Source organism: Coleofasciculus sp. E1-EBD-02, from assembly GCF_040218245.1.
GTDB lineage: Bacteria > Cyanobacteriota > Cyanobacteriia > Cyanobacteriales > Coleofasciculaceae > Coleofasciculus.
In genome coordinates this window covers 1-25,074 of the sequence record NZ_JAVJQN010000153.1, presented here as the reverse complement: position 1 = coordinate 25,074, position 25,074 = coordinate 1, and the positions used below count along the sequence as shown (strand labels likewise).

Here is a 25,074-nt window from a genome sequence, read left to right as displayed (position 1 = left end):
GTCTGTAAAACCTCTCTCCAAACCTCTCTCCTGCAAGGAGAGAGGCTTTGAATTCTCTCCCTTCCGTGCAACAAGAGCGAAGCATCCTTTGTCTTCCTCCCTCGCAGGAATGCAATTTTTTATTGATGTGAATAAGTTCAGATACCCGACTTTTTCAAGAAGTCGGGGATCTTGCTTAAGGCTGGCTAGATTTGCCGTAATTTTACTGCTGTGGATTATGGGAAAAAAGAATCAGAATCAGTGTAATTGCTGGGAGTATAGTACAAGCGTAGAGACCGGGTTGATAGGAACCCAATTGATCCTTGAATACAGCTAAGAATGAAGGTCCGATCGCACTCGCGCATACCATACTCATCATCTGAACGCCAGAAATAGCCCCTAAATGCATTCGACCAAAGAATCTTGGCAAAGCTACCGTGGATAAGGTGCTAAAACAGCCGCCACTTGCACCTAATCCCACAATTGTCAGTCCCCGTAACCAGCCTATACCCAGGTTTGCGGCACAAGTAAAGCCGATAGCTTGAAACACAATCATGAACAAGAATAGATATTTCAAAGGAACTCGGTCGGCGCTTAGTCCCATTGAATATCCGACAATAGTGGAGAGAATTGCCATGGGTAAGAACAGAGATACTGCCTGGATTTGCGATAATCCGGCTTCCGCGCCAATATCAACGATGTGAAAGGTAATCCCGGTAACGACTAAAGCATGAGAAGATAAGGTTAACGTGACTGCCCAGAAAATTCGGGTACGCAGCGCTTGAGAACGAGTAAAATCTCGTATCTTGTTTTCACCAAAAGTGTCTCCGGTGGTGGCTGGAGTTGTGGCGTCTCCGTCCATAACCAGACCACATTCTTCCGGGTTATCTCGGTAGAACATCCAGCCAACAAATCCCATGCCAATCCCCACAATCGCTGCCATTGTTACCCAGGTATATCGCCAACCGAAACCGTTAATCCAGGTACTGAGAATTAACGGTGCAATGGAAAAGCTAAATGAGACAAATACACCAGTTGTACCGGAGACAAACCCACGACGACGGTCAAACCATTTGCCTAAGGTGGTACGGCTGGTCATTGTCAGCATTCCTTGACCGGAAAAGCGCAGGCTGGTAAAGCCAAGTCCGAGTATTATCAGTGCTATGGCTGAATGATCAAGGGGTAGTATACTATTGACAACGATAGCGATGCGATCGCACAAACTCAAATAACAGAGTGTTCCCCCTAGCCACAGAGACGAACCCACTACAATAACTCGTGCGCCAAAGCGGTCAAGCAACACTCCCCCCATGGGTAATAGGAGACCACTGGTTAAGGTTCCCACCAGGTAAGCATTACTCAATTCCAAACGTGATACACCCGTCGCCTGTAGCAAATGATCCGTGAAAACGCTCACTCCTACAGTTTGACCCGGAATACTCATAATGATCCCAATCGTGCAAACCACCGCGATAATCCAGCCATAAAAAAACGGGAAACGGGTGGTGGAGAATGGATAGTTAGGATGTAGTAACCTTATGGGAATTGTTTTATCTGTTGCAGAAATTGAGCCTTTTTCAGCACGTTTGGATCGAAATTTCATGAAAATGCACCACGTCTTGAGCTTTGCTGTCTACTTTGCCATACTTATTGTTAGTTGGCATCCTTCTATGGCGGCGATTCTCCATTGTTTCAGACTGACAGCTTAGATTTTATCGCAGCGCTGTACACTTGATTTCCACGATGAGTCCAGGGTCAGACAAGGCGGTGACACCTACTTTTGTCCAAGTCGGATATTTCTCAATAAAATACCGATCTTTTACTTCCATAAACAGCGGTAAATGAGGAATCATTAGTGGTTTTGAAGCTGGAATAGAGGCTGGACTTGTGACATGATAGGTCACAAGTTCGACAACATCCTCAAAGGTTACGCCTGCGGTTAAAAGAACTTTATTGACATTTTCAAACGCCTGGATAAACTGTTCTTCTATTCCCTCAACCACCTGTAAGTTTTCGTCGCGACCCACTTGACCGGAGACATAGACTGTATTTCCGATTCTAATACCCGGACAATAGTGATACTTTTCATATAGGAGTTCCATACCTGTGGGAATAATCACTTCGCGAGTCGCGACCATAACTCATCTCCTTGTGTAGACAATCATGTCAATACTTTACCTCTAAACCTGGGGCTAATCAGGGTAGCTTGATGATTTTAGAGTCAGCCCTCAACTCAAGTTGGGGCTAAAAGCTTAAACCTGTTAAAACGGGTTCAATGATTTACTTATACGGAAGGGGGCGAGGGTGTGAGTGGATGATACAAAGTCAGCCCTCAACTCAAGTTGGGGCTAAAAGCTTAAACCTGTTAAAACGGGTTCAACTATTTACTTATACGGAAGGGGACGAGGGTGTGAGTGGGTGATATAAAGTCAGCCCTCAACTCAAGTTGGGGCTAAAAGCTTAAACCCGTTAAAACGGGTTCAATGATTTACTTATACGGAAGGGGGCGAGGGTGTGAGTGGGTGATACAAAGTTAGCCCTCAACTCAAGTTGGGGCTAAAAGCTTAAACCCGTTAAAACGGGTTCAATGATTTACTTATACGGAAAGGGGCGAGGGTGTGAGTGGATGATACAAAGTCAGCCCTCAACTCAAGTTGGGGCTAAAAGCTTAAACCCTTTAAAACGGGTTCAATGATTTACTTATACGGAAGGGGGCGAGGGTGTGAGTGGGTGATACAAAGTCAGCCCTCAACTCAAGTTGGGGCTAAAAGCTTAAACCCGTTAAAACGGGTTCAACTATTTACTTATACGGAAGGGGGCGAGGGCGTGAGTTGGTGATACAAAGTTGCAGTTTAATGTAGAATTTTCTTCTTTTTTTCAATTTTTCCATCTCTTTAAGTTGACATGCATGGGAGGGGTCTTTTCCCTAGTGAGTTAACAAACCGGATCATTTTCTGGTATCCAAGTTAGTCAGATTCGGCTTCAATAACGTGCCATTCAGGTTAGGTTATTATTAATTTATATCAGAGTTAAAATTATGATACTGGGAGTCACTGAACTGGGGGGTCAGACCCCTCCCTAACTCTCCCTGGCAGGGGATGATTTGGTAGCTTGTGCTACAATTACTGGGAAATTATCCCATCAATTTCAATGATTGAATGGGTATGCTAGCATCGGAACATTCTCTTGTATAGCGGCTTGGACTTGCTCCGTAATAATACGGTGTGAAAAACTGGGTCAGATTCTGTAAACTGAAGTTATCAGCTATCAAGTGATACTGAGCATCTTAACTCAATTGTGAGTTAGGTATAGTGTTAAGGTGATAACCAACAGCGATCCGGCTATTGCGATCGCGTACTCTCTAGGCAAAACTCCCAGGTTAGCGGGAGATGCGGGGAAAGTACGGAATATCTAGGGTTTCTAGTCACATTTCCCCGCCCAGTCATGTCCTAGACGTAAATCGCGCTATGCGATTCGTCTGAGGCGTGTCATGATTAAAGGGACAACTTCACACACTGACTCTTAGGAGTAGAGTGTGGGCTTCCAGAAATAGTAAGCCGAATAAACTAACTATCAAGTTTTGATTTTTAGGGGTGCATCAATTGATTCATAAATCTTTGTCAGGCGTAAATCTTGCTCCAAATGTTGTTACGGTATCACTGCGATCGCCGTCCCATAGTGTACCAATTCAACAATGGCATTTTACTGATCAACCGATTATTAAAATAGGGCGCTGTGCGGATAACCATATTGTGCTGCGAAGTTCGGTTGTCTCGCGTTACCATCTGGAATTGCGGCGTATGGGGAACCGATGGAAATTGATTAACTTTGGTAACAATGGGACGTATAAGGACGGTCAACCGATTACGGAACTGGAGATTCAAAATGAAACGATTATTCGACTTGCTCTTTCGGGTCCCCAGTTGCAAATTAATCTGAGCGCCACTGTACCAGAACCTTTGTTAAAGTTACTGCGCCATCACGATTCGGGTAATCAGCCTCTTCCGGGACGATTACGCACCATGTTGAGCGGAAGTTAAATATCTGTAGGGGTAGGGAGTTGGGGAAGCTGGGGAAGATGGGGAAGCTGGGGGAGCTGGGGGAGCTGGGGAAGCTGGGGGAGCTGGGGGAAATGTCAATGCTACTCAAAGTATGGGTAGCTAAGGGCTGAAGGGGTGATATCATGTTCGGTCAAACACCTCTAATAAAAACGCCTGAAACCCCTGTTATTACAGCATTGCAATTATGGGCAATCCTTAGGATATGATATGTCAACCAGGGGCGATGACTTCACGACGGGTACGGCTTTCGTCCACTACACCCCAACCCGCCGCACGGAGGGCGGGGTCAATCAGTTTGGCTCTGGTTTCGGCTTCGTTCATTTAGGGTTGTCCTCCGCAGATGTTGGGTGAGCCGCAGCAAATCGCTGGCGAGCATCGGTAATGGCTTGTTGTAATTTGGTTTGTAGCACGGCTTTAGACGGTAGGACGGTGAGATATTCCGCGACATGAATCCCGCTTTTGTCAAGTTCCAAGAGTTCGATTTGTTCCTGCTTTTTGCCAGCACAGAGGATGATGCCCAGGGGTGGGTTTTCATCGGGTTCTTGTTCGTATTTGGCAAGCCAGCGTAGGTACAGTTCCATTTGTCCTTTGTATTCGGCTTTGAAGCTACCCAGTTTCAAATCAATGGCGATGAGGCGTTTGAGTTTGCGGTTATAAAAAAGCAGATCAAGATAGAACTCGTCATCGTCAATCTGTAGCTTTTTCTGACGAGCGACAAAGGTAAATCCTGCCCCCAGTTCCAAGAGGAATTGTTCAATATCGCGGAGGATGGCATCTTCGAGGTCTTTTTCCAGGTAACGGTCGTTGAGTTGGAGGAAGTCGAGGATATAGGGGTCTTTCAGCAATAAATCGGGAGAAATTTGCCGGGTTTTCCGCAGTTGGTCGAGGTCGTGGCGGATAGTATCTTCGGGTTTACGGGAAAGGGCGGTGCGTTCGTAGAGCATGGAATCAATGCGCTCTCGCAGTTGGCGGACACTCCAGCGTTCGAGTTGAGCCAGTTCGAGATAAAAATCGCGTTTGAGGGAGTCTTCAATGCTGCCCATTATCCGCAGGTGCGACCAACTCAATTCTGAACACAGTGTGTTCACTTTTTCCAGGTCGGGGAAAGTTTCGACAAAATGAACGCAATGCCACAGTTGTCGTTTACTCCAGCCTTTACCGTAGGTTTGGGTGAGTTGTTGGGCGAGGGTGCTCATCAGTCAATCTATCTCTACTCCTATTCAAAAATCGTTAAAGTTTTAGGTCGGCATCTCTTAAAATATTGAGATTGATTGATCGGGGCATGGGTTGAATTGGGCTGAAACTCAATCTCATTGTCCAGACGATCCATCTAGTTTTCCCATCCAATTAGTTGAGGTTTTTACCTCATTTACTCCGTAAAAAATGCTGAATACACAAAAGCAAATGCTGTCGAACTGGGAATAGGCGTTCCATCTAGTTCTTCAACCCTAACGGTTTCCAGTTCATTGTCCCAACGGGCGCGAATTTGCCGACCCTTGAAATCTACAACCTGTGTACCCACTTGCTTGAGTTCTTGGTGAGGAAACTGATGGCTGATACCAGAAAAGCGATTGTTTGGGGTTTGATGATCTGGTTCCCACACATAGCTAATAATGGCTTTCGGATGAAGCGTCAGCTCATCCTGATTGCGAACCGGAAACACGAGTTCGTCGTTGGTGTAGTACTCCCCATAGGGATAATTCATGTAGTCGCGGCTGTGACCGGTTTGAGTTGAGAGAATTTTACTGTCGGGATGCTTTGCCAGCCAGTCCCCAAGGGTGGTTTTAACTGTTGGAAGCCGTTCAAGAGAGCGGTTGACATTTTGTCCGACTACGCCAATCGCCCAGGGTTGAGAATAGAGGGTATCATCGGCGCGATCGTACATCACCAAACAACTTTGATACAGCTTACCGGATACTCCGTAGGTACTGTTTCCCCGCTCGAAGGCAACAATGGTGTCGCACAGCGGACAATAGGAAACCGTGAGGTTAGTGCCGCCAACTGTATCGTTGACAATTTCGTGCCAGTTCATAATCCCAAAGGGATAGGCTTTTGCTTCTCCATTGATGACTACACCAATGACTAATTCATCCTGGGGAAATGGTGTCGTTTCGGCAGTATCGAAGCGCGGATTATCAATACTGGGAATGCCATCTTTGGGAGGTCCTCCATCGAGAAGTTGAGTTAAGTCAATGCGCGTATTTTTTTCTGGGTCAACGTTTTGCTTGCGGAGGTCGTCAAGTTCTTGGGTTTGGTCGTGCAGATGTTTGGTGAGGAAGAAGTAGCGCAGTTTAAAATCTTCTAATCCACCAGCTTCTAGAACCAATGTTCCTAAAAGTAAGGCAACCAGGGATATACTACTGAGGGCTATTTTTATGGCTCTGTTCATGGGATGCTCCTCAACTCGTTGTTAAGTCTTGTCTTGGACAGAGACTAATACCAGCAGTGGGGTGCGGGTGCGGACATCGCCAAATTCCCGAAACACTGGGTATTAGACCATCCATTTTGGAGTTCTATACAGAGATACGAAGCTAAAACCAAAAAGGATTTACTCTAGATCCTAGGTGGGATTAGGATATCTGAGTAATTGGAAAGATGCTCCTCAACTCGTCGTTAAGTCTTTCGGGGACAGAGACTAATACCCGATTCACCTTGGGGAATCGTAAAGTAAACATATTCTCCCTCAATGACGAGTGGATGAGAGGGGTAAAGATAATAGCGATCGCAAGTGATGTAAATTATTAGAGATAAATTCAGTTAATGGGTTCAACACCATACGCCTCTTGTAAAACAAGAGTTAAAAATGTAGTAAATTATAATTATTACTCTCCTAAATTTAGAGAATTAATTTTTATCAACTGTCCAGATGATATCTAAATCTCTGAGATAGTAAAGGGCAAAGCAAGCCGCAAGCATGGGCCAAGCCGCGAAAAATAGCAAATTTTCAAAGGGAGCGAAATATTGCCGAAAGGATGAGAAGGTGGAAACAGAATGAAAAAATAGCACTAGCAAATAAGTCCACCGCTTTTGGAAACCTGCTACAAATCCCAGAATAATGATAAGCTGAATCCCCCCAATGATGTAAATTGGCACATTACTCAATCCACCAATCAAATAAAAATTCTGGAAAATTGCTGCGGCATGGTCAGGGTTCACAAATTTATCTAAAGTCCACATCAGCATGACCAGAAAAACACTCAGTCGTAGCAAGAGTAATACAATGGAAATTCGGCGATCGCTATTCATCAAAATGCTTTCAACTCCTTAAACCTAAACGGTGAAACTTCGCTTTTAGAGTCGTCAAAATTAGCTAAGAAGCGTTAAGACAACTTGGTGAGCAATCCCAATATTTTTTTCGAGGTCGGTGTAAGCAGTGTACGGCGATAAGCATCCGCTGCTTTCTTAATGCCTTCAGCTTGAGTTGGATAGGGATGAATTACACCCGATAACCCACTCAAACCCACCTTATTCACAATCGCTGTAGTCACTTCACTAATCATCTCACCTGCATGACGAGCAACAATCGTTGCTCCCAAAATTGTATCGGAACCTTTCTGGTGATAAATCTTGACAAATCCATCTTCTTCACCATCTGCGATCGCGCGGTCTACACCACTAAACGGAATCTTAATCGTACTGACCTCAATCCCCTTTTCCTGAGCCTCATGTTCGTACATTCCCACATGGGCAATTTCTGGGTCAGTATAGGTTACCCAAGGCATCACTAAGCTACTGAGTTTGGAACGTCCCAAGCCAAACGGAGAAAACAGAGTATTCTTAATCACAATTCGTGCAGCGGCATCGGCGGCATGAGTAAACTTCCATTTCATGCAGATGTCGCCAGCGGCATAAATTTTGGGGTTCGTGGTTTGCAGGTAATCATTCACCTTCACCCCTTTGCGATCATAGTCTACCCCAACTGCGTCTAAATTTAGACCTTCAACATTCGGCGCACGTCCTGCACCGACTAATATTTCATCAACCGTAACTGACTGTTTTGTGCCGTTGCCAGAGGTATAATAAAGCGTTTTATCGTCAGCCGTTTTAACCACGCGCTCTGTTTGTGAACTCAGCACCAACTGAATCCCTTCTTGAATCAACACATTCTGCACAATTTCTGCGGCATCAGCATCTTCTTTATTCAACAGATGAGAGCCTCGATGGAAAAGAATTACTTTAGAACCCAAACGATGAAAAGCTTGAGCTAATTCACAACCGATTGGTCCACCACCAATGACAGCGAGGCGTTCGGGACGTTGAGTCAGGGAAAAAACCGTTTCATTCGTTAAAAATCCCGCTTCTTCAATCCCTTTAATTGAGGGACGTACAGATCTAGCTCCTGTCGCAATAACAGCTTTTTTATATCGTAGAATCTTATCGCCAACTTCGATCCTGTTATTCCGTAAAAAATGACCTTCTCCTAAAAAAACATCAATGCCAATTTTTTGGAAACGTTGAACAGAATCGTGATGGCTAATTCCCGCTCGAAGCTTCCGCATCCGTTCCATGACTGCCGGAAAATTTACATCTATCTTTTCTGGAGGATGAACGCCGAAAGCTCCAGCCTCTTTCATCTCAGCAACTACACGAGAGGAGCGGATAATGCACTTGGAAGGGACACAACCGACATTTAAACAATCCCCGCCCATCAAATGCTTTTCCACCAAGGCAACTTTTAAACCGACATCCAAACCCGCTGCACCTGCTGCTACCACTAATCCCGCTGTACCAGCACCAATCACAACTAAATCATAACAATCGACAGGTTTAGGATTAACCCAATCAGGTGGATGAACGTAAGACACCAGTTTTTTGTTATAGTCATCCATCGGTGGGACATTGACTCTTTGAAAAGCTGAACTTGACATTGTTTACTCCTTCAAAAAACTAATAATTTCTGAAATATATTCATTTATTCGGTTCCTCGTATCGGGTAATTCTTTTTCAGAACAAATTCGATTGACGATAGCATTTCTGATATAGGTGGACGACCAAAGGGTCCACTATTCACGGCAGCATAGAAAAGTATGCCATCGGGTTTAACTAGGAATAGACCGGGTTCGCAAAATAGAGAAGGTTCATTTTCAAAAGCACCTTTTGAAATATAAAGTCCCCAGGAACGCATGAATTCAAGACTAGCTTCATAGCCTATCGCGAGATTTTGAATTCCCCACTCATCTTTAGATTGTTTAGCGGCTTCTTGACTATCTCCACTTAGAGCAATGACTTCAACACCAAGTTGCTTAAAATCTCCCAAAAGTCGGTCTATTTCCGCCAGATAGGAGTGGCAAATTGGGCAAAACACACCTCGGTAAAAAACAATCATTGTCAAGTTTTGGGGCTTCTGTTCAGAAATTTTCCAAAGCTTGCCAGCCAGGGTTTTGACTTCAAGTTCGGGGACTTGAGTTCCCGTCATTAATTTAGCTGTCATTGTTTCCGTTTTAGTTGTCATCATACTTACCTCTGTTTGTAAACTAGGATCAAGGAGTCAGTCGGTTGGAATTTTCATCCATTGCCGTGATTATTCTTATCATGAATGTCTAACATCTTGATGACTCCATCATTCAGATTCAAGATCTGACTTGGTTTATTGGCTAATTCGGATTGATGGGCTTAGGTTGATTGTCTTCAGGCTCTAAAACTTCTTCTTCTAAAGCCTTACGCGCCACTTTAGTCACATAAAGGGTGACAGCAACGGTAGCGATAAAACCAATAATCCGAATCGCCCATTGCACCGTGGGGTTGGCGGGTTGAGCTTCAGTACCAATTGTGGCTAGACTACCCGCTAAAGAACCGATATAAACATACATAATTGTTCCGGGAATCATACCCACAGAACCGATAACGTAGTCTTTGAGAGAGACTCCCGTAATGCCATAGGCGTAGTTCAATAAATTGAAGGGAAATATGGGAGAGAGTCGCGTTAATAGAACAATTTTAAGTCCTTCTCTGCCCACGGCTTCGTCAATTGCTCGAAATTTTTTGTTCCCTTCGATTTTCTTGGCAACCCAACCCCGTGCTACATAGCGCCCAACCAGGAACGCTGCAGTAGCGCCTAGTGTTGCACCGATGAAAACGTAGAATGAGCCTAATACAACACCAAAGACAACGCCTGCTCCTAAAGTAAGGATGGAACCTGGTAAAAAGGCGACGGTGGCGATGATGTAGAGTAGGATAAATGCGATCGCACCCACTGCACCCAGGCTGTCAATCCACTGCAAGGCATTTCGCAGCCATTCTTGAGGATTGAACCCTCCGCCATTGGCTGATTCCTGTGCTAAAACTGGTGCCGCCGAAATTGCCAGGGCGAAGCCAGCTACAAACAGTGTTAAGAAAACCAGTGTCAACCGCTTTTTTGAGTTTATCGCATGGGTATTAGTCATGGTTTTCTTGGGGTATCGCGGAATGGTTAAATTAGCGATTTCTGGTACTAGCATAGGAGTTTATTCCTGTACAACGCTTTCGTCTAAAGCTTTTTTAGCAAGGTGGGTTATATAGACAGTCACGGCAACCGTAGCGATTAAACCAATGCCTCGAATTACCCACTGGGCGATTTGAGTTTCTTTTGTGGCAGGTTTATTGGACATAGTGAGTGTGGCTAAATCGGTAGCCAGGGAACCAATGTAAACGTACACCACAGTGGCGGGAATCATACCAATAGAACCCAAACTATAATCTCTGAGGGAAACTTGGGTAACACCAAAGGCGTAGTTGAGCAGGTTGAACGGGAATATAGGAGAAAGACGAGTCAGCAGGACAATTTTCCATCCTTCTTTCTTCACCGCTTGATTAATCGCTTTGAATTTAGGATTACTTTCAATTTGCCGACAAACCCAATCCCGAGAGAGATAGCGTCCAATTAAAAAAGCACAGACGGCTCCCAAGGTTGCCGCAATTGTGACATAGATTGAACCCCAAACCACGCCAAACAAGCAACCTCCTTTTAGTGTCAGGAGAGAACCGGGGATAAACAGCACTGTTGCTAAGTTGTAGATGACGATAAAAACAATAGGTGCTAAAACACCAAGACTTTCAACCCAAAGTAATGAGGCTTGCAAAAGTCCCCGAATGTTGAAGGATTGGGCAGCCACAATCAGGATAATAACTAAGCCACTGATTATTATGAGTTTGTGTTTAGAATTCAAGCTGCATTTGCTCAGTTGAGTCATTGGACTTCCCTCAATTTCTCCGTCTGTGATTGAATTAAAACGACACCTCCTCTCATTGATTATTGGGTTCCTCTAAAAATTTTGTTGGATATTAACTCATACCCAATCTGGGTGGACTATCTCTCTTTGGCTACTTCTTGTCTCTTCCCCTGCCTCTGTTGACAAAGGAGTTATTGAAGCGGATTTAGGATCGGGAGTTGACCTAAACCAGTGGTTTGGAGTTAGTTTGGGTTGATGGTGATACCAGCGAACCAGTTGCTTGGGCGGAACTTTTAGTAAGTAAGCCAGAATGACTATCTGATTAATGAGCGTTGTTTGAAACACTCCCTTTTTCAACCATCGACGTGCTGAGGTAACAACGGGTGTGGGGATAAGCGCGATGCGTCCGGTGCGTTTTAACCGACGTATCAGTTCAAAATCCTCCATAATCGGCAATTCTGGGAAGCCACCCATCTGGTGAAATGTCTCTGCTTTGAGAAAGATGGCTTGGTCGCCATAGGGCATTTGGAGAAAGCGCAATCGCCAATTTACTCCCCATTCAATTAACCGCAATTTTCTCAGTGCTGCATCAATCTGCAATGCAAACGCACCAGCAACTGGAGCTTTTCTATCTCTCTGCATTGATGGTTGCAGCGCGGCGCGAACCATCGTGTCGAACCCAGGAGGTAAGCGAGTATCGGCATGGAGAAACAACAGAATTTCGCCCGTTGCTACCATTGCACCCACATTCATTTGACAAGCGCGACCCGCCGGGGCGGACAAAACTTTCACGCCCAAGGACTGAACTAGCCTAACTGTACCATCTGTGGAACCCCCATCGACTGCGATCGCTTCTACATTTGTACTGGAATAGGTACTGGCTAGCGCTTCTTTTATCGTTCCCACCTCATTGAGAACCGGGATAATAATAGAAATTATTTCAGTTTCTGCTTCCTTTAAAGTCACTCTTCCAAATTTCCTTGCTTCAAATCAAAGCACCACCACAGCTCGAACCACATCCAGCCGTGCAGCCATAGCAGTAGGAGCAGACCATTTATGTGGGTGTTCATGAAAGGATACGAAGCTGAAGTCAAAACGGATTTACCAACTAGATGGCTCTTTCGTATTTGGGGTGATAACGCAAGCTGATAATCTAGCCCTATCAAGCTTTTCAGCCTTTCTTTAGGATTTATTTTGTACAATGTACAACATTTTTTACCCAGCATCTGGGAGGCTCGGTTGCATGTCATAGAAAAATTTAGTAAATCCTTTTTGGCTTCAGCTTCGTATTCCCTATAAACCGTCGTACTGATGAGGATTCTATGAGAGTTAAGTATCTGGCTACACTTGCTGTTGCTTCAATGCTGAGTCTGGGACTTGTTGCTGCTTGCTCTAACCCTTGCGCCGCTAAGACTAACACTCCGGATACGGGTACTGGTACTACTAACCAAGTTAATCCCTGTGCCTCTAAAGCCAACCCTTGTGCCGCCAAAGAGAATCCCTGTGCATCCAAAGCCAATCCTTGTGCTGCTAAAGCTCAATCGGTAGGAAATCCCCTAGCTACAGAACTTCAGGGTAAACCCGTGGTAGTGGATGTGTTTGCGACTTGGTGTGCTGGCTGTAAGAATATTGCGCCCACTATGACCCAATTGAAACAGGAATACAGTGATCAGGTTCACTTTGTCGTGCTAGACGTAACGGATAAAGCCACACTCGAAGAAACACAAGCCAAGGCGGAAAAATTAGGTTTGGGGAAATTCCTAGAAGATACTAAGAGTAAAACTAGCACCGTGGCAATTGTTGACCCAGCGACTGGCAACATTTTAGCAATGTTCAAAAATAATCCCAATCAGGATGACTACACCCAGATTCTCGACACGGCTCTAGCCAAAAATTAGTTGAGGTAAGGAGAATATCATGGCACAAATACCTCGGTCATCATCTGATCACAAGGCTTCTCGACGTTTTAAAGTTTCAAAACAATGGTTGATTTACGGGGGATTGGGATTACTCTCCCTAGCGTTGGTTATCACCCTAGGACCCGTCATCAGTCATCCAATCGAACGGGCGATATCCCTCGTTGAAAACCGCTATCAGCAGTGGTTCGACCAGCAAGATACTGCCAATCTCCTAGTGCTATTGCCCTTGGCATTTATTGGTGGATTACTTGCCAGTGTATCTCCATGCATTCTGGCGCTGTTGCCCGTCAACCTCAGTTATATCGGCACGTTGAACATAAAATCCCGTTGGGATGCTTTTACCAAGGCTGGCTTATTTGTTTTGGGGGCTGTAACCATTTTGAGTCTGTTTGGCTTAGTCTCCTCCTTTGCGGGAGCCGTCATGGTGGAGTACCGAGGCTATATCAATGTAGTCGTGGGACTGATTATGGCTCTGATGGGTTTGTGGTTGATGGGGGTAGTTACGTTGCCCCTACCACAAATGGATGTGAATCTCCCCCAGGCGGGACCTTATGGAGTAGGGTTAACCTTTGCTTTGGTGAGTTCTCCCTGTGCCAGTCCGGTGCTGTTTGCGGTGCTGGCAGCAGCGGCAGCTAGTGGCTCTCAACTCTTAGGCACGCTAACGATGGTTAGCTACGCTTTGGGTTACACCATGCTGATTTTCCTGGCGAGTTTGTTTACCGGACTGGCAAAACAAAGCAAGCAATTATTGAAACATTCCGAGGCAATTATTCACTTTGGCAGTGTGGCTCTGATTTTAACTGGAACGTACTACCTGTTTACTGGCACTCAATGGTTTTTGGGAGCCTAATTTAGTGAGGGTAGAAAATCGAGTCATTATTGGCTCTGGCACGGAGACAACTGCCAAACAGTTGCATCGATTTATCAACCAACTAGGAGACAGAAAAATGTCAGATTCCACAAACAATATTTTTTGCGCTGGATACCAAGGACGAAACGCTCTTAAACAGTTACAGCAAGATTTTGAAACACCGATTGTAGTTAAATTTGTTGCTCCTCACTGCCCTTCTTGCAAAACTCTTGCGCCCGTATTAGAAAAGTTGGTGACTGACCATAGTTGCAAGATTCATCTGGTCACAATCGATATGACGGAAGAACCCGATTTGGCAATGAAATTGGGTGTGCGGAGCGCCCCAACTGTTGTTTTATTGAAAGGAACAACAGTCCTAGAACAGATTGCTGGATTAAAACCAAAGAAGTTGTATTCAGAAGCAATTCAGAAGGCTGTTTCAGCTGATGTACGTTAAAATTGCAGATTTTTGATTTTTCAGCGAGTCAATTTTCTCCGTTAACCTGCGGGCAGCGAGTGGTGCATCTGCAATCAAGAGCCAGCCACTTAAAACCCACTCTCAGAGTATCTTGAAGCAAGGTAGTCGTTATCGAGTTGGGAGATGAAACCTGTAAGGGAATTTTGTTTGTGTCTTTTCAATAAAGAGTTGATGCCGACAGCACTCAAGGTTTCTGTGGTGGTTGGTTCTATTTTGTTTGCAATTAATCACGGGTCAGCGCTAGTCAAAGGACAGATGAATCAACAACGATGGATTTCTGGCAGTTTGACCTACTTGGTTCCTTACGCTGTTAACATTCACGGTCAGTATATCAGTCGTACAAGGAAGCGCTGACAGACCTATTCGTCTCACAGGTTCAGCCACAATTCATCTGGCTTTTAGCAAAAACTCATTTAGCTGATATTTAATACCGAAACAGCTTAGGTGATAAACCTCATGGACGGGGCGATTCAGGAGCGCTCAGTAGGTTGGTTAAGCTGGCAAATTTTCACCAAGGGCTTTATTGACTCGATGATATGAACGATAATTCATATAAATCACCGTTCTATTCATCCCCAAGGGTGAAGTGAGTCATGAACTCGAAAAGCCTATCATCTCAATCCTTTTGCGCCCGTCGGCTGAAAGTTTTAGCAGACCCTACCCGTCTGGCTGTTTTAGAAATTCTCATGGAGGAGTCAAAACATGTTGGAGAACTCAACGCCCTTCTTGGTTTGGAACAGAGCCTGCTATCTCACCACCTTAAAGTCCTTCGCCAAGAGGGGTTCGTCAAAGCCACTCGTGACGGCAAAGCAGTCCTCTATTACCTCGCTCCAGGAATCGAGTCGAGTTCGGGTCGAGCTATCAACCTCGGCTGTTGTCTGCTCTCATTCGACGGACAAATCTGAAAAGAAATCAGTGCTTCTATGAAACCAATACCGTGCTATCTACTGGCGTTAGGCATCTGGTTAAGCCTATGCTCCTATGCCGTTGCTCAAGACAATGATGAAATCGACTGGCATCAATTGGTTTGTTAACCCGAATGTGAGGCTGCAAGTGAATGGCACGCTGCACTTTTTCAATGGTTCTTCCTCAATTCGGGGGTTTGATGACGACCAAGTTATTCCACAACTGCTCACAGAGCTTCAATTTAAGTTTTAAGGAGGATTTTATGCTAACTAATATCCGTTGGCTCAAGGCAATTCTTCTAGGAGTACTGACGTTAGTCACCATCGTTGCTTGTAATAGTCAGCCAGAGGTGGAGACGAACCAAAATGCAGCCAACGCACCTGCGGCAGACTTGTCTCAATTGGAGTTCGGCGTCGGTCCTTATTTCCCAACCCCTAATGAGAATCGCAACCAGTTTGAGCCATTGTTTGAGGAATTGGCAGAGCAAGTGAATCTGCCAGCTAAGGTAATAGTTACGGAGGATTGGATTGGAATTTCTGAAGCCTTGCGATCGCGTACCTTAGATGTAGCTTGGTTGGGTCCATGGGGATACGTGCTTGCCAATCACAATGAGCCGTCCATTGAGGCAATCGCCACGGTTAAGTATAAAGGCAAACCCACTTACTATTCTGTGTTAATGGCTCGCGCTGATGCCCCATTCGATACCCTGGAGGAGGCAATCGCTCAGAGTCAAGCAGGGGAAAAATTGAAACTGAGTCTTGCCGATGTGGGTTCCACCTCAGGCTGGTTGATTCCTACCGCAGAATTTGAGCGTCGCGGCATCGATCCCAAAGAAGTCTTTGACTACAGTGAAGGAGCTAGCCATGCAGCGCAAGCGATCGCAGTCATGAGCGGACAGGTGGATATTGCCTCAGATTATGACCGCAACTTGGATGTGTTGGCAAGTGAGGGGCGGATTGATACATCTAATCTCAAGATTATCTGGCAATCTGAGCCTTTACCCAATGACCCGATTGCGATTCGGGGTGGCTTACCAGAGGATATCAAAACTGAACTGCAAAATTCCTTGGTGAACCTATCCCCACAGCAAACGCAGGAATTATTACCAGAAAATTACACGGGTTTTGTGGCATCCGACGGCAGCAATTACGAACCGATTCGGGAAGCTGGTAAGTTGGTGGGCAAATTAGAATGACGAAACGAACACCATTAACTGTACACCAAAAGCATCACCCGTCTGACTACGAGGCGATTTTGCAAGCTGAACGTAACCGACGTGGCGGACTATGGCGCGTACTGCAACGCGGATTTTGGGGACTGCTAGCTATAGCGGTTCTAGTCGCCAGCCTCCAAACCGCCGAAGTCTCTGTTAAGGAATTCTGGGCAGGATTACCGCGCATGGGGGAATGGCTGACAAGGTTGTGGCCCCCCGATTTCTCGGAATTCCCGTCCTTTTTAACAGCGACTTGGGAAACCTTAGCGATCGCAATTGTTGGTACAGGCGCAGCGATTATGGTTGCAGTTCCTTTAGCCATTTTAGTTGCCCGAAACATCACGCCGTTACCATTACTAGCAACTCCACTGAGGTTTGTTTTAAATCTTTTGCGGGGAATTGATACAGCAATTTTTGCGCTATTCTTCGTTTCCATTGTCGGCTTGGGACCCTTTGCAGGTGTCTTGGGAGTCGCATTTCACACCACTGGTTCGATGGCAAAACTTTATGGGGAAGTCCTAGAAACCATTCCCCCGGAACCCATTGAAGCGATTGAAGCCACAGGAACTGACCGCATCCGCACGTTTGCCTTTGCTGTCTTGCCTGAAGCCATGCCGGGACTCATTGGTATTAGCTTATATCTGTGGGAATTTAACGTTCGCTCCTCAGTAATTTTGGGTATTGTTGGGGCTGGCGGCATTGGTTACGAACTACTGGTTAGTTTGAAATTACTAGACTTTCCCCGACTTGCTACCATTTTGATTTTGATTCTAGCGATGGTGAGTTTAATTGATGCCCTCAGTGCTTATTTGCGAAAGCGATTGGCGTAAGAAAGCAAAATTTATCGAGGAGTGGATTGATTAAATTGATTGTCAAGTAATTCTGCCTTTATTTCAAGAATCTAACCAGTTTTTAAGTTGTAAATTTATTATGTTGATGAGATTATGAATGACGTCCTCTATCTATTTAATTAAAAATTTCGGCAATTTTCTCATTATCTTTCCACGCTCCGATGATAGCTTATATCTGTTCCCATTTTCCTTCTGGTTCAGGGGATAGGTTATCGGGGATTTCGATAAAAAATTCCAGTCCATCGGGAACGGGAAGCGCTTCTAAAAGTTTAATGGTTTTGCCGCGTATAATTCCTTTGACTTGCATAAATTTCACTCTTGATTTGGGTTAATGTAAAAATCATGCTTGTTGTTGAAAACCTCACCAAGTCTTACAACCGTAGCGCACTTGCCCTCAAAGATATCAGTTTCTGTATCGAACCCCACACCTTTACCGCAATTTTGGGACCTTCTGGTGCAGGGAAAACGACATTGCTGCGGTGCATTCTCCAACTGGTGAAACTTGATGGGGGGCGAGTATGGTTTCAGGGACAGGATTTAACTAACTGTTCCGCCAAAGATTTGCGTAATAGCCGCACTCAAATTGCTACGGTAGCCCAGCAATTTAATTTAGTACGTCGCCGCAGTGCTTTGGAAAATTGCCTTGGGGGACGCTTGCAGGAGTTACCCTTGTGGCGCTGTTTCCTGGGAGTTTTTCCCATCAGCTTGTTAAATGAAGCCATGGCAGCATTAGAGCGAGTGCAACTACTGGATGTCGCATTTCAACGCGCCGATCGCTTGTCGGGAGGACAGCAGCAGCGAGTGGCGATCGCTCGGGCTTTAACACAACGGGCGCGTTTAATTCTAGCAGACGAACCCATTGCTAGTCTTGACCCAGAAACGGCTCACATTGTTTTGGGTTTGTTGCGATCGCTGTGCACTCAGGAGGGACTTACCATTGTGTGCAATCTTCATCAAGTGGAACTGGCAAAACAGTATAGCGATCGCATTCTGGGTATTCAAGCCGGAGAACTCGTGCTAGATATGCCAACCCATCAGTTAAGTTCCTCGGATATCAACCGTATTTATCGGTCATGAAAGGACATCCTCTAACCTAAAAAGTCTTAGCAGTACAGTTAACTGGATCGAACTCAAATCGCTGTTCGTAGTTTGTTTCACCATACAGGTTGAAGCTAATTGTCGGTTCGTCACCAAGCGCTTCAACACGATGAATTACTCCACCTGAGTAAATCCTTTTGAGCGTCAGCCTCGTATCACTAATAAATTCAAGCTCAATAGGTTTGAGGTTTGAATCGAGCAAAAACGGCAGTCAATGACGCAAACTAATACTATGCTTCGGTTTTTATGTCAAGACTAATGATTTTAAATGATGCTATCCAACCAAACGGATGCCGAGGTATTTCAAGCGTTGCGATCGGGGAACCTGTTAGCCTTGGGTATCCTTTACGAACGCTATGGAGAGGTTGTTTACCGCACCGCTATGCGGATGTTAGGCAACCAACAAGAAGCTGAAGACCTAACCCAAGAAGTCTTTCTCGCCCTCAGGCGTAGAGGTAATTATGACTCAAAGCGAGGTTCTATGCTGGTTTTTCTATTAACTTTAACCCGCTCAAAAGCAATTGACCGCCACCGTCAGATGCAAGCCCAGTGGCAGCGTCTTCAACGATGGACTCGCAGCCTTCCGCCTGAAAGTTGGAGTACGTTGATGGATAAGGCTTCCTTGGAAGAAATGTCGAGCCGCGTCCGCGAGGCACTTTCTGAACTGCCTTCCAATCATCGGCAGATTCTGGAGATGGCTTACTATGACGGCTTAAGTCAATCAGAAATTGCCCAAGACTTGAATATGCCGATAGGAACCGTAAAAACTTACAAGCGCAAGGGCTTGTTAAAGCTCAGACAACTATTGCAAGATTTGGTGGAACAGCGATGGTAGACTTTCAAGACTCTGAAGAATTAAACGAACGATTAGCCAGCTACGTCCTTGGCGATTTGACTCCAGAAGAAGTGGCTTCAGTTAATCAGTTATTAGAATCTCATCCAGAATTAGCGACTGAAGTGAGCCACTTGCAGAAAACGTTGGCACTGCTTCCTTTATCTTTACCGGAAACTTCGCCTCCTGCAAGTTTAGGGTCTCAGATTTTACAAGTGGCTAGAGATAGCGATACGAGTTCAACGGCAAGAGTATCAAACCGACTTCGGAGAAGACCAAAAGCTTGGCTTAGTGTTGCAGGAAGTGTTGCTGCTTCTGTTATAGTTGGACTCAGTATATATAGCTATCGCTTACATCAAGAGGTAATTGCTGCTCGTGCTGAACTATCGCGCTACAAGGAAGCGATCGCGTTACTTCGTCAGCCTAGTAGCCGCTTGGTATCCCTCAAAGGAACGAATGCAATCCCTCAAGCCTCTGGAAGTATGGTGATTGTACCAAACTCTGAGGTGGCAGTATTAACACTCCAAAATCTAGATCCCTTACCCAAAGGACAAATTTATCGATTGTGGGCAACTGCCGACGGGAAAAAAATTTACTGTGGTGAATTTAAGCCTGACCCTCAAGGAAAAGTATTCGTAGAAATCCCGTTAGATAATGTCATGTCAGGTAACTCTTCAATTGTAGTGACTGTCGAGCCATCACAAAGATTCTCGCAGCCCACTGGAGAAACAGTAATGACTGGAGGCGGGGGTATGTCACTTTAATTTGGACTTTGGACAAATAAAAAATAAGCTGATCGCCCATCTAGAGCGCCAGTCCAGTAATCCCAGCTATAACGCAAAACGGTCATTCTGGCGCTCATCCTCAACGGAAAATCAGGCTCTTTACTATTAGTAGATCGGCGCTCTAGGTGTCAAAACGAAAGCACTTTTTGTCGAAAAATGGATTGAACTCTTGTAGTGTATAGTTTCCGCCTTAATACAGCAAGCCCTGCATCGCCATCCTCTGTCACTTTTTCACCTCGCCCAACTTGGGACTCCAAAACGTCCCCTTTTTCGTCCAAAAATAAGCCACATTTTTACATTTCCCCTGACGAGACTTGGGATTTGCACAACGCAGCATCTTCTTCGCTTGACCCTCTTTCTCATATTCATACAACTCCAACGGCTTGCCACACTTGGGACAAGCATATTCGGTTAAGTTGGCTGGCTTGGTGGGTTTGGCGGCTACGGGACGTTCCGAACGGGGTAACTCATACGCCCCAACCTTCCCATTCCAAAACATTACCGCCCCACATCCCCCCTCACGATTATCGCAACTGAGGAAATGATCGGCTTTTAGCTTCTTCGAGGTAGAAAATACTTTGGTCATCCGATGCTGACATTTAGGACAGGAATAATCCGTGGGTTCCGTTCTCGGACGCCGTTTCGATTCACCCTTGGGGGTACACTGAGTTTGACTGGCTATCTCTGGGACTTGGGAAAATGCCGAGTTGAGCGCCGGAGCAAAATAATCTCGATTCCACCCGGTTAAATAACACTCCCAATCCAATTTCCCAGACGCGATCGCATCTAAATCCGATTCCATCTTAGCGGTAAATTCTGGCTGAATTAGATCCGGTAACACCTGTGCCAAAAATGCATCTAGTTCCATCCCCAGTTGGGTTGGCTGCAATTTCCCTTTACTTAACTGCACATAGTTACGCGCTTTCAATGTCTTAATTGTCGGCGCATAAGTGCTAGGACGACCAATTCCAGACCGTTCCATCGCCTGCACAAGTTTAGGTTCGCTGTAACGTGGGGGTGGCTGCGTCTGTTTCTTATCCGCACCTGCGTTATCTAAGGTAAGCGGTTGTCCTGGCTGTACTCGTGGTAATTGGGAATCGGCGGCAATATTATGCCAATAACGAGTATAACCGGGTACGAGTAACACTTGTCCTCTGGCTTCCCAGAATACATCCCCCGATTGGGTGATAATCCGAGTTTTAGACAATTGAGCTTGACAGCACTGAGTTGCGATCGCGCGACGCCAAATTAAATCATACAGTTTTGCCTCATCCCTAGTCAGTTGAACCGATAATTGTTCTGGTGTGCGTTCAACATGGGTCGGACGAATCGCTTCATGGGCTTCTTGCGCCCCGGATTTAGAGCGATGGGCAGCTACTCTAGAGGGTACATTATCCGGGTCATGCTGTAAAAGCCACTGTTTCGCCGCCTGACAAAACTCTGGAGACAACGCCACCGAATCCGTCCGCATATAGGTAATATGCCCAGCTTCATAGAGGCTTTGGGCAATTTTCATCGTCACTTCTGGATTCAGCTTGAGTTTCGCACCAGCAGATTGTTGAAGCGTAGAAGTTATAAAGGCGGCGGGGGGAGATTGCTTAACCGTTTTTCCCTCGACTGTGACAACATGATGAGAATGAGACCGTGCGATCGCAACTAATTGATCGGCTTCTTCCTGAGAGAGTACCCGCGTCCCCTCTGATACTGGCGTCTCCTCTCCCGCATCATCCGGTTGAGTCTTATTTTTATCCCTCGAATTCCGCCGTTGCGCCGTTTGCGGGTAAGTTCGACCTGCGTAAACAGCTTTAAATCCCTCCTGATACTCCACCCAGACGACCCAATAATCCTGGGGTTTAAATGCCAAAATCTCTTGTTCTCGCTTCACCAATAGATGCAGTGTCGCACTCTGCACTCGTCCCATGGACTTGCAGCCGTTATTCAAGCGCCAGACTAATCGACTCCCTTTATATCCCACCAACTTATCCAAACAATCCCTGGCGCGTCCGGCGGCGACTAAATTAGAATCAAGGGTTTTCGGATGTGCGATCGCGCGATCGACGGCGGCTTTGGTAATCTCGGTATAGGTCACCCGTAACGGATTCTTCAATCGCAAAGCCTGGGTCAAATGCCAGCCAATGGTTTCCCCTTCTCTATCAGGATCAGTCCCCAGGTAAATTCGGTCAGCTTGGCGAATAGCACCACGCAATTCCGATAAGATTTTCTTGGCTTGACTACTCCGGGGAACATAGCGACAGTGGATGTGGGAACCGTCCAAATCAAATCCCAGAGAATCTTCACCATCATCGGCTAATTCCCGAACGTGACCCATACTGGCTTTAACCGTCCAGCCAGCACCGAGAATGGATTTGAGTTTTTTGACCTTACCGCCTGATTCGATAATTAATAGATTCGCCATGGCTTTTGGCAGGAGATGAGGGCTTATTCGTCCTTTGTAAGGGTTTGAGGCTTGTTTACAAAACTTAGTACAGTGCCGTTTTCTTTTGTCCGACTACTTACGTTTTTCAATGTTAAAGTCTATTCCACCATTGAATTGGGCGCAAGTCTTTGCGCCCCTACGGTTTCGCGACTAATGATTAATTCATCAAGTAAGGTGTGCCACGCCGCCATCGTGGGTTAGCGGGGCAGTAATATGGGGTAAGGGCACGGCAATGCCGTGCCCCTACATGATGATGCTCCCCGATCGCACAATTACCCGGATTTCATATCCGCGATCGCATTCTTTGTCATTGACGCAATGGCTTTATCTGTGGCTTTGGGTAAATGATAGTATTTCCCTCCGGCTTGCTTGGCTAATTCCTTTGCAAACCCTGTGGAGACAAACTTGTTTTCGGTATCAATCACCAATAACTGAATCCCCATTGCCCGAATTCTTGCGGCTATCTCCAATAATTCCCCTTTAATATCCGGCTTTTCGCCTTCGGGTAGGGGTTCACCCAGAGAACGGGCTAAGGGAATATTCCCGCGTCCATCGGTAATCGCCACAATCACGATTTGACCGATATCTCCCGACATTTTGGCATTCGTACCGACGCGCACCGCCTGGGTTAATCCATGTGCCAGGGGGGAACCGCCACCACAGGGTAGCCGATCTAATCGCCCCCGCGCTAAGGCGATGGAACGGGTAGGCGGTAATAACACCTCAGCCTGTTCGCCGCGAAAGGGAATTAGGGATACTTGGTCACGATTTTGATAGGCTTCGGTCAACAGTTGCATCACTGCACCCTTCGCCGATTGCATCCGGTTGAGTGCCATGGAACCCGACGCATCCACCAAAAATACGACCAACGCCCCAGCTTTCCGGGCGAGGCGTTTGGAACGCATATCCCCCGATTCGACGATAACTTTGCGATTCGGCTGGCGTTCTCGGCGGGCTTTTTGATAGGGTGCAGCCGCCCGTAATGTGGCATCAACGGCGATGCGCTTGACTGCACCTTTGGGAAGCATCGGCTTGACATAGCGCCCCCGATCCTCGGAGAAGATAATGCTGCGCGTTCCCGATTTTCCTTGTCGCTGCGCCATTTGAGCGAAGTAGAGGACACTGGGGTCGAGAACTACGCCCTCGGTATCGAAGACGAATTCTTCGGGGATGCTGGGGGGTTCTTGTTCTTGTTCTTGTTCTTGTTCCTCGTCTTTTTCCTCCTGATCTTCGGGTTCGTCTTGATCTTGAGACGACTCATCTTGGGGCGGTGGGGGTGGAGGTGGCGGTGGCGGTTCCTCTGGTGGGGTCTGGACGATGGTAGAACGGGGGACAATCACTAATTCCACGGCGCGTTTCAAATCGTCAGCACTGATGGTTTGACGCCCATCTAGGGCGGCTGAGGCTTTGGCGACGCGCACGGCAAAGAGTTCCGCCCGATGCCCTTGAACGCCACCGCGCAGGGCTTCTTCAACCAGATAAGCAATTTGGTCAGATGTAATTTGCACGTCTTTGAGCCATTCCCGTGCCAGGATAATATCAGTTTTCAGGTTATCGATGTCTTCGTTATATTGACCGAGAAAGGCTTGGGGTGAACTCGTGTACGCGATCGCTTGTTCGACGGCTTGCACTCGCTGATCCAGTGCCAATACCCCATCGGCAGATAGGGTTATGGCAATTCTATCCAGTAAATGCTCCCGCAGGGGTCCTTCGTCGGGGTTATAGGTGGCAATTAATAAAGGTTTGCAGGGATGCTGAAAACTCATCCCCTCCCGTTCAACTTGGTTGCGCCCGTCGGTGAGAACGCTTAACAGTTGGTTGGCGATTTGGTCATCCAGGAGGTTGATTTCATCAATATATAACACCCCCCGATGTGCCTGTGCCAAGAGTCCGGGTTGAAACACAGGTTCCCCTTGTTGGACTGATTTCTCCACATCCACGGAACCTAAGAGGCGATCTTCGGTTGTCCCCAGTGGGATTTGTACAAAGGGCGCGGGGATAATTTCCGTCTCCACGGTTTCTGGTGTAACGCCTTGGGCTAAAAGCTGATCATCCCATTCTTGAGGATAATTGGGATGACAATTAGAAATGGAACCCTTGACCACTTCAATGGGCGGGAGTAAGGCGTGAAGGGCGCGTGCCATCACGGATTTAGCCGTTCCCCGTCGTCCCGCGATCGCGACTCCTCCTAATCCCGGATCAACCGCCGCCAACAGCAGCGCTAATTTAATCGCTTCTTGCCCCACGACAGCCGTTAGGGGAAAATTGGTTGCTGGGGCAGAGTTCAGCACAGGCATAAGGCAAGCATGACACTATCAGTCTTTCAGCATACCTTGTCCTGGAGTGGTTTGGACGGTTAGCGGAAAAATCTCGTGCTTGACATCCTCCCTCGCCGGAGACGAGGGATTCCCAAACCTCACGATTTGAGTTTCTGCTTCCTACCCCTGAGACTACGCGGTAGCTGAGCCTGTCGAAGCTCAGGGGTTTTTCGCAACTGCCCTTTGGACTTATATCCAT

Annotated in this window: 24 protein-coding genes and 3 pseudogenes; 12 read left to right on the top strand and 15 right to left on the bottom strand. The window is 46.3% G+C overall.

Annotated features, from left to right (window positions below; genetic code table 11):
• Positions 1-202 precede the first annotated feature (202 nt).
• Together RIC07_RS24785 and RIC07_RS24780 are read right to left on the bottom strand one after the other, a co-directional pair.
• Positions 203-1,582, bottom strand: coding sequence for an MFS transporter (locus RIC07_RS24785; protein ID WP_446396831.1), 1,380 nt, complete (start codon positions 1,580-1,582; stop codon positions 203-205).
• A 109-nt stretch (positions 1,583-1,691) separates the two neighbouring features.
• On the bottom strand, positions 1,692-2,117 hold the full coding sequence (locus tag RIC07_RS24780) for a RidA family protein (protein WP_446396830.1): 426 nt from the start codon (positions 2,115-2,117) through the stop codon (positions 1,692-1,694).
• A gap of 1,464 nt (positions 2,118-3,581) precedes the next feature.
• Between RIC07_RS24780 and RIC07_RS24775 the strand changes: the two genes are divergently transcribed.
• Complete coding sequence (locus tag RIC07_RS24775; protein ID WP_446375118.1) at positions 3,582-4,019, top strand: FHA domain-containing protein; 438 nt, start codon at positions 3,582-3,584, stop codon at positions 4,017-4,019.
• Positions 4,020-4,253: 234 nt separating this feature from the next.
• On the opposite strand, the pseudogene RIC07_RS24770 reads toward RIC07_RS24775, so the two are convergent.
• The 9 genes and pseudogenes from RIC07_RS24770 to RIC07_RS24730 all read right to left on the bottom strand — a co-directional run.
• Positions 4,254-4,361, bottom strand: a pseudogene (locus RIC07_RS24770) (type I restriction endonuclease subunit R); the annotation flags it as partial.
• Positions 4,358-5,230: pseudogene (locus tag RIC07_RS24765) on the bottom strand (PDDEXK nuclease domain-containing protein); the annotation flags it as partial. The pseudogenes RIC07_RS24770 and RIC07_RS24765, both read right to left, overlap by 4 nt.
• Before the next feature lie 179 nt (positions 5,231-5,409).
• Entirely contained in the window at positions 5,410-6,429 is a 1,020-nt protein-coding gene (locus RIC07_RS24760) for a DUF3179 domain-containing protein (protein ID WP_446396829.1), read from the bottom strand.
• A 455-nt stretch (positions 6,430-6,884) separates the two neighbouring features.
• Entirely contained in the window at positions 6,885-7,286 is a 402-nt protein-coding gene (locus RIC07_RS24755; RefSeq protein WP_446396845.1) for a hypothetical protein, read from the bottom strand.
• Between the two features lie 74 nt (positions 7,287-7,360).
• Entirely contained in the window at positions 7,361-8,908 is a 1,548-nt protein-coding gene (locus RIC07_RS24750) for a mercuric reductase (protein ID WP_446396828.1), read from the bottom strand.
• A 44-nt stretch (positions 8,909-8,952) separates the two neighbouring features.
• Entirely contained in the window at positions 8,953-9,471 is a 519-nt protein-coding gene (locus RIC07_RS24745) for a peroxiredoxin-like family protein (RefSeq protein WP_446396827.1), read from the bottom strand.
• 163 nt (positions 9,472-9,634) lie between these two features.
• Positions 9,635-10,423 carry a TVP38/TMEM64 family protein gene (locus tag RIC07_RS24740; RefSeq protein ID WP_446396844.1) on the bottom strand — a complete coding sequence of 263 codons (789 nt, stop codon included), beginning with the start codon at positions 10,421-10,423 and terminating at the stop codon, positions 9,635-9,637.
• A 60-nt stretch (positions 10,424-10,483) separates the two neighbouring features.
• Complete coding sequence (locus RIC07_RS24735) at positions 10,484-11,209, bottom strand: TVP38/TMEM64 family protein (RefSeq protein WP_446396826.1); 726 nt, start codon at positions 11,207-11,209, stop codon at positions 10,484-10,486.
• Between the two features lie 96 nt (positions 11,210-11,305).
• Positions 11,306-12,154, bottom strand: a complete 849-nt coding sequence (locus RIC07_RS24730) for a TIGR04283 family arsenosugar biosynthesis glycosyltransferase (protein WP_446396825.1) — start codon at positions 12,152-12,154, stop codon at positions 11,306-11,308.
• Between the two features lie 356 nt (positions 12,155-12,510).
• On the opposite strand from RIC07_RS24730, the gene RIC07_RS24725 reads away from it, so the two are divergent.
• The 8 genes from RIC07_RS24725 (at position 12,511) to phnE (ending at position 17,384) form a co-directional block, all read left to right on the top strand.
• Entirely contained in the window at positions 12,511-13,086 is a 576-nt protein-coding gene (locus RIC07_RS24725; protein ID WP_446396824.1) for a TlpA family protein disulfide reductase, read from the top strand.
• A 19-nt stretch (positions 13,087-13,105) separates the two neighbouring features.
• Complete coding sequence (locus RIC07_RS24720) at positions 13,106-13,957, top strand: cytochrome c biogenesis protein CcdA (RefSeq protein ID WP_446396823.1); 852 nt, start codon at positions 13,106-13,108, stop codon at positions 13,955-13,957.
• A 97-nt stretch (positions 13,958-14,054) separates the two neighbouring features.
• Positions 14,055-14,414: a thioredoxin family protein gene (locus tag RIC07_RS24715; protein ID WP_446396822.1), complete on the top strand. Its 360-nt coding sequence runs from the start codon at positions 14,055-14,057 to the stop codon at positions 14,412-14,414.
• 192 nt (positions 14,415-14,606) lie between these two features.
• Positions 14,607-14,789 (top strand): nitrate/nitrite transporter NrtS, encoded by a 183-nt coding sequence (nrtS, locus tag RIC07_RS24710; protein ID WP_446396821.1) that lies wholly within the window; start codon positions 14,607-14,609, stop codon positions 14,787-14,789.
• 239 nt (positions 14,790-15,028) lie between these two features.
• Complete coding sequence (locus tag RIC07_RS24705) at positions 15,029-15,340, top strand: ArsR/SmtB family transcription factor (RefSeq protein WP_446396820.1); 312 nt, start codon at positions 15,029-15,031, stop codon at positions 15,338-15,340.
• Positions 15,341-15,434: 94 nt separating this feature from the next.
• On the top strand, positions 15,435-15,593 hold the full coding sequence (locus RIC07_RS24700) for a hypothetical protein (RefSeq protein WP_446396819.1): 159 nt from the start codon (positions 15,435-15,437) through the stop codon (positions 15,591-15,593).
• 10 nt (positions 15,594-15,603) lie between these two features.
• Positions 15,604-16,536 (top strand): phosphate/phosphite/phosphonate ABC transporter substrate-binding protein, encoded by a 933-nt coding sequence (locus tag RIC07_RS24695; protein ID WP_446396818.1) that lies wholly within the window; start codon positions 15,604-15,606, stop codon positions 16,534-16,536.
• Positions 16,533-17,384 carry a phosphonate ABC transporter, permease protein PhnE gene (gene phnE / locus RIC07_RS24690; protein WP_446396817.1) on the top strand — a complete coding sequence of 284 codons (852 nt, stop codon included), beginning with the start codon at positions 16,533-16,535 and terminating at the stop codon, positions 17,382-17,384. The genes RIC07_RS24695 and phnE overlap by 4 nt, the downstream gene beginning before the upstream one ends.
• A gap of 190 nt (positions 17,385-17,574) precedes the next feature.
• On the opposite strand, the gene RIC07_RS24685 is transcribed toward phnE, so the two are convergent.
• A complete protein-coding gene (locus RIC07_RS24685) occupies positions 17,575-17,712 on the bottom strand; it encodes a hypothetical protein (RefSeq protein WP_446396816.1) in 138 nt (45 codons plus the stop codon).
• A 35-nt stretch (positions 17,713-17,747) separates the two neighbouring features.
• On the opposite strand from RIC07_RS24685, the gene phnC reads away from it, so the two are divergent.
• Entirely contained in the window at positions 17,748-18,482 is a 735-nt protein-coding gene (gene phnC, locus RIC07_RS24680) for a phosphonate ABC transporter ATP-binding protein (RefSeq protein ID WP_446396815.1), read from the top strand.
• Positions 18,483-18,498: 16 nt separating this feature from the next.
• Here the strand turns inward: phnC and RIC07_RS24675 are convergent.
• Positions 18,499-18,618 (bottom strand): annotated as a pseudogene (locus tag RIC07_RS24675) (cupin); the annotation flags it as partial.
• A 156-nt stretch (positions 18,619-18,774) separates the two neighbouring features.
• Here RIC07_RS24675 and RIC07_RS24670 point away from each other — a divergent pair.
• On the top strand, positions 18,775-19,338 hold the full coding sequence (locus RIC07_RS24670) for a sigma-70 family RNA polymerase sigma factor (RefSeq protein WP_446396843.1): 564 nt from the start codon (positions 18,775-18,777) through the stop codon (positions 19,336-19,338).
• Entirely contained in the window at positions 19,332-20,099 is a 768-nt protein-coding gene (locus RIC07_RS24665) for an anti-sigma factor (RefSeq protein ID WP_446396814.1), read from the top strand. Before RIC07_RS24670 ends, RIC07_RS24665 begins: the two co-directional genes overlap by 7 nt.
• A 244-nt stretch (positions 20,100-20,343) precedes the next feature.
• On the opposite strand, the gene topA is transcribed toward RIC07_RS24665, so the two are convergent.
• Both topA and bchD read right to left on the bottom strand, forming a co-directional pair.
• A complete protein-coding gene (gene topA / locus RIC07_RS24660; protein ID WP_446396813.1) occupies positions 20,344-22,536 on the bottom strand; it encodes a type I DNA topoisomerase in 2,193 nt (730 codons plus the stop codon).
• A 293-nt stretch (positions 22,537-22,829) separates the two neighbouring features.
• Complete coding sequence (gene bchD, locus RIC07_RS24655; RefSeq protein WP_446396812.1) at positions 22,830-24,854, bottom strand: magnesium chelatase ATPase subunit D; 2,025 nt, start codon at positions 24,852-24,854, stop codon at positions 22,830-22,832.
• Positions 24,855-25,074: the final 220 nt, after the last annotated feature.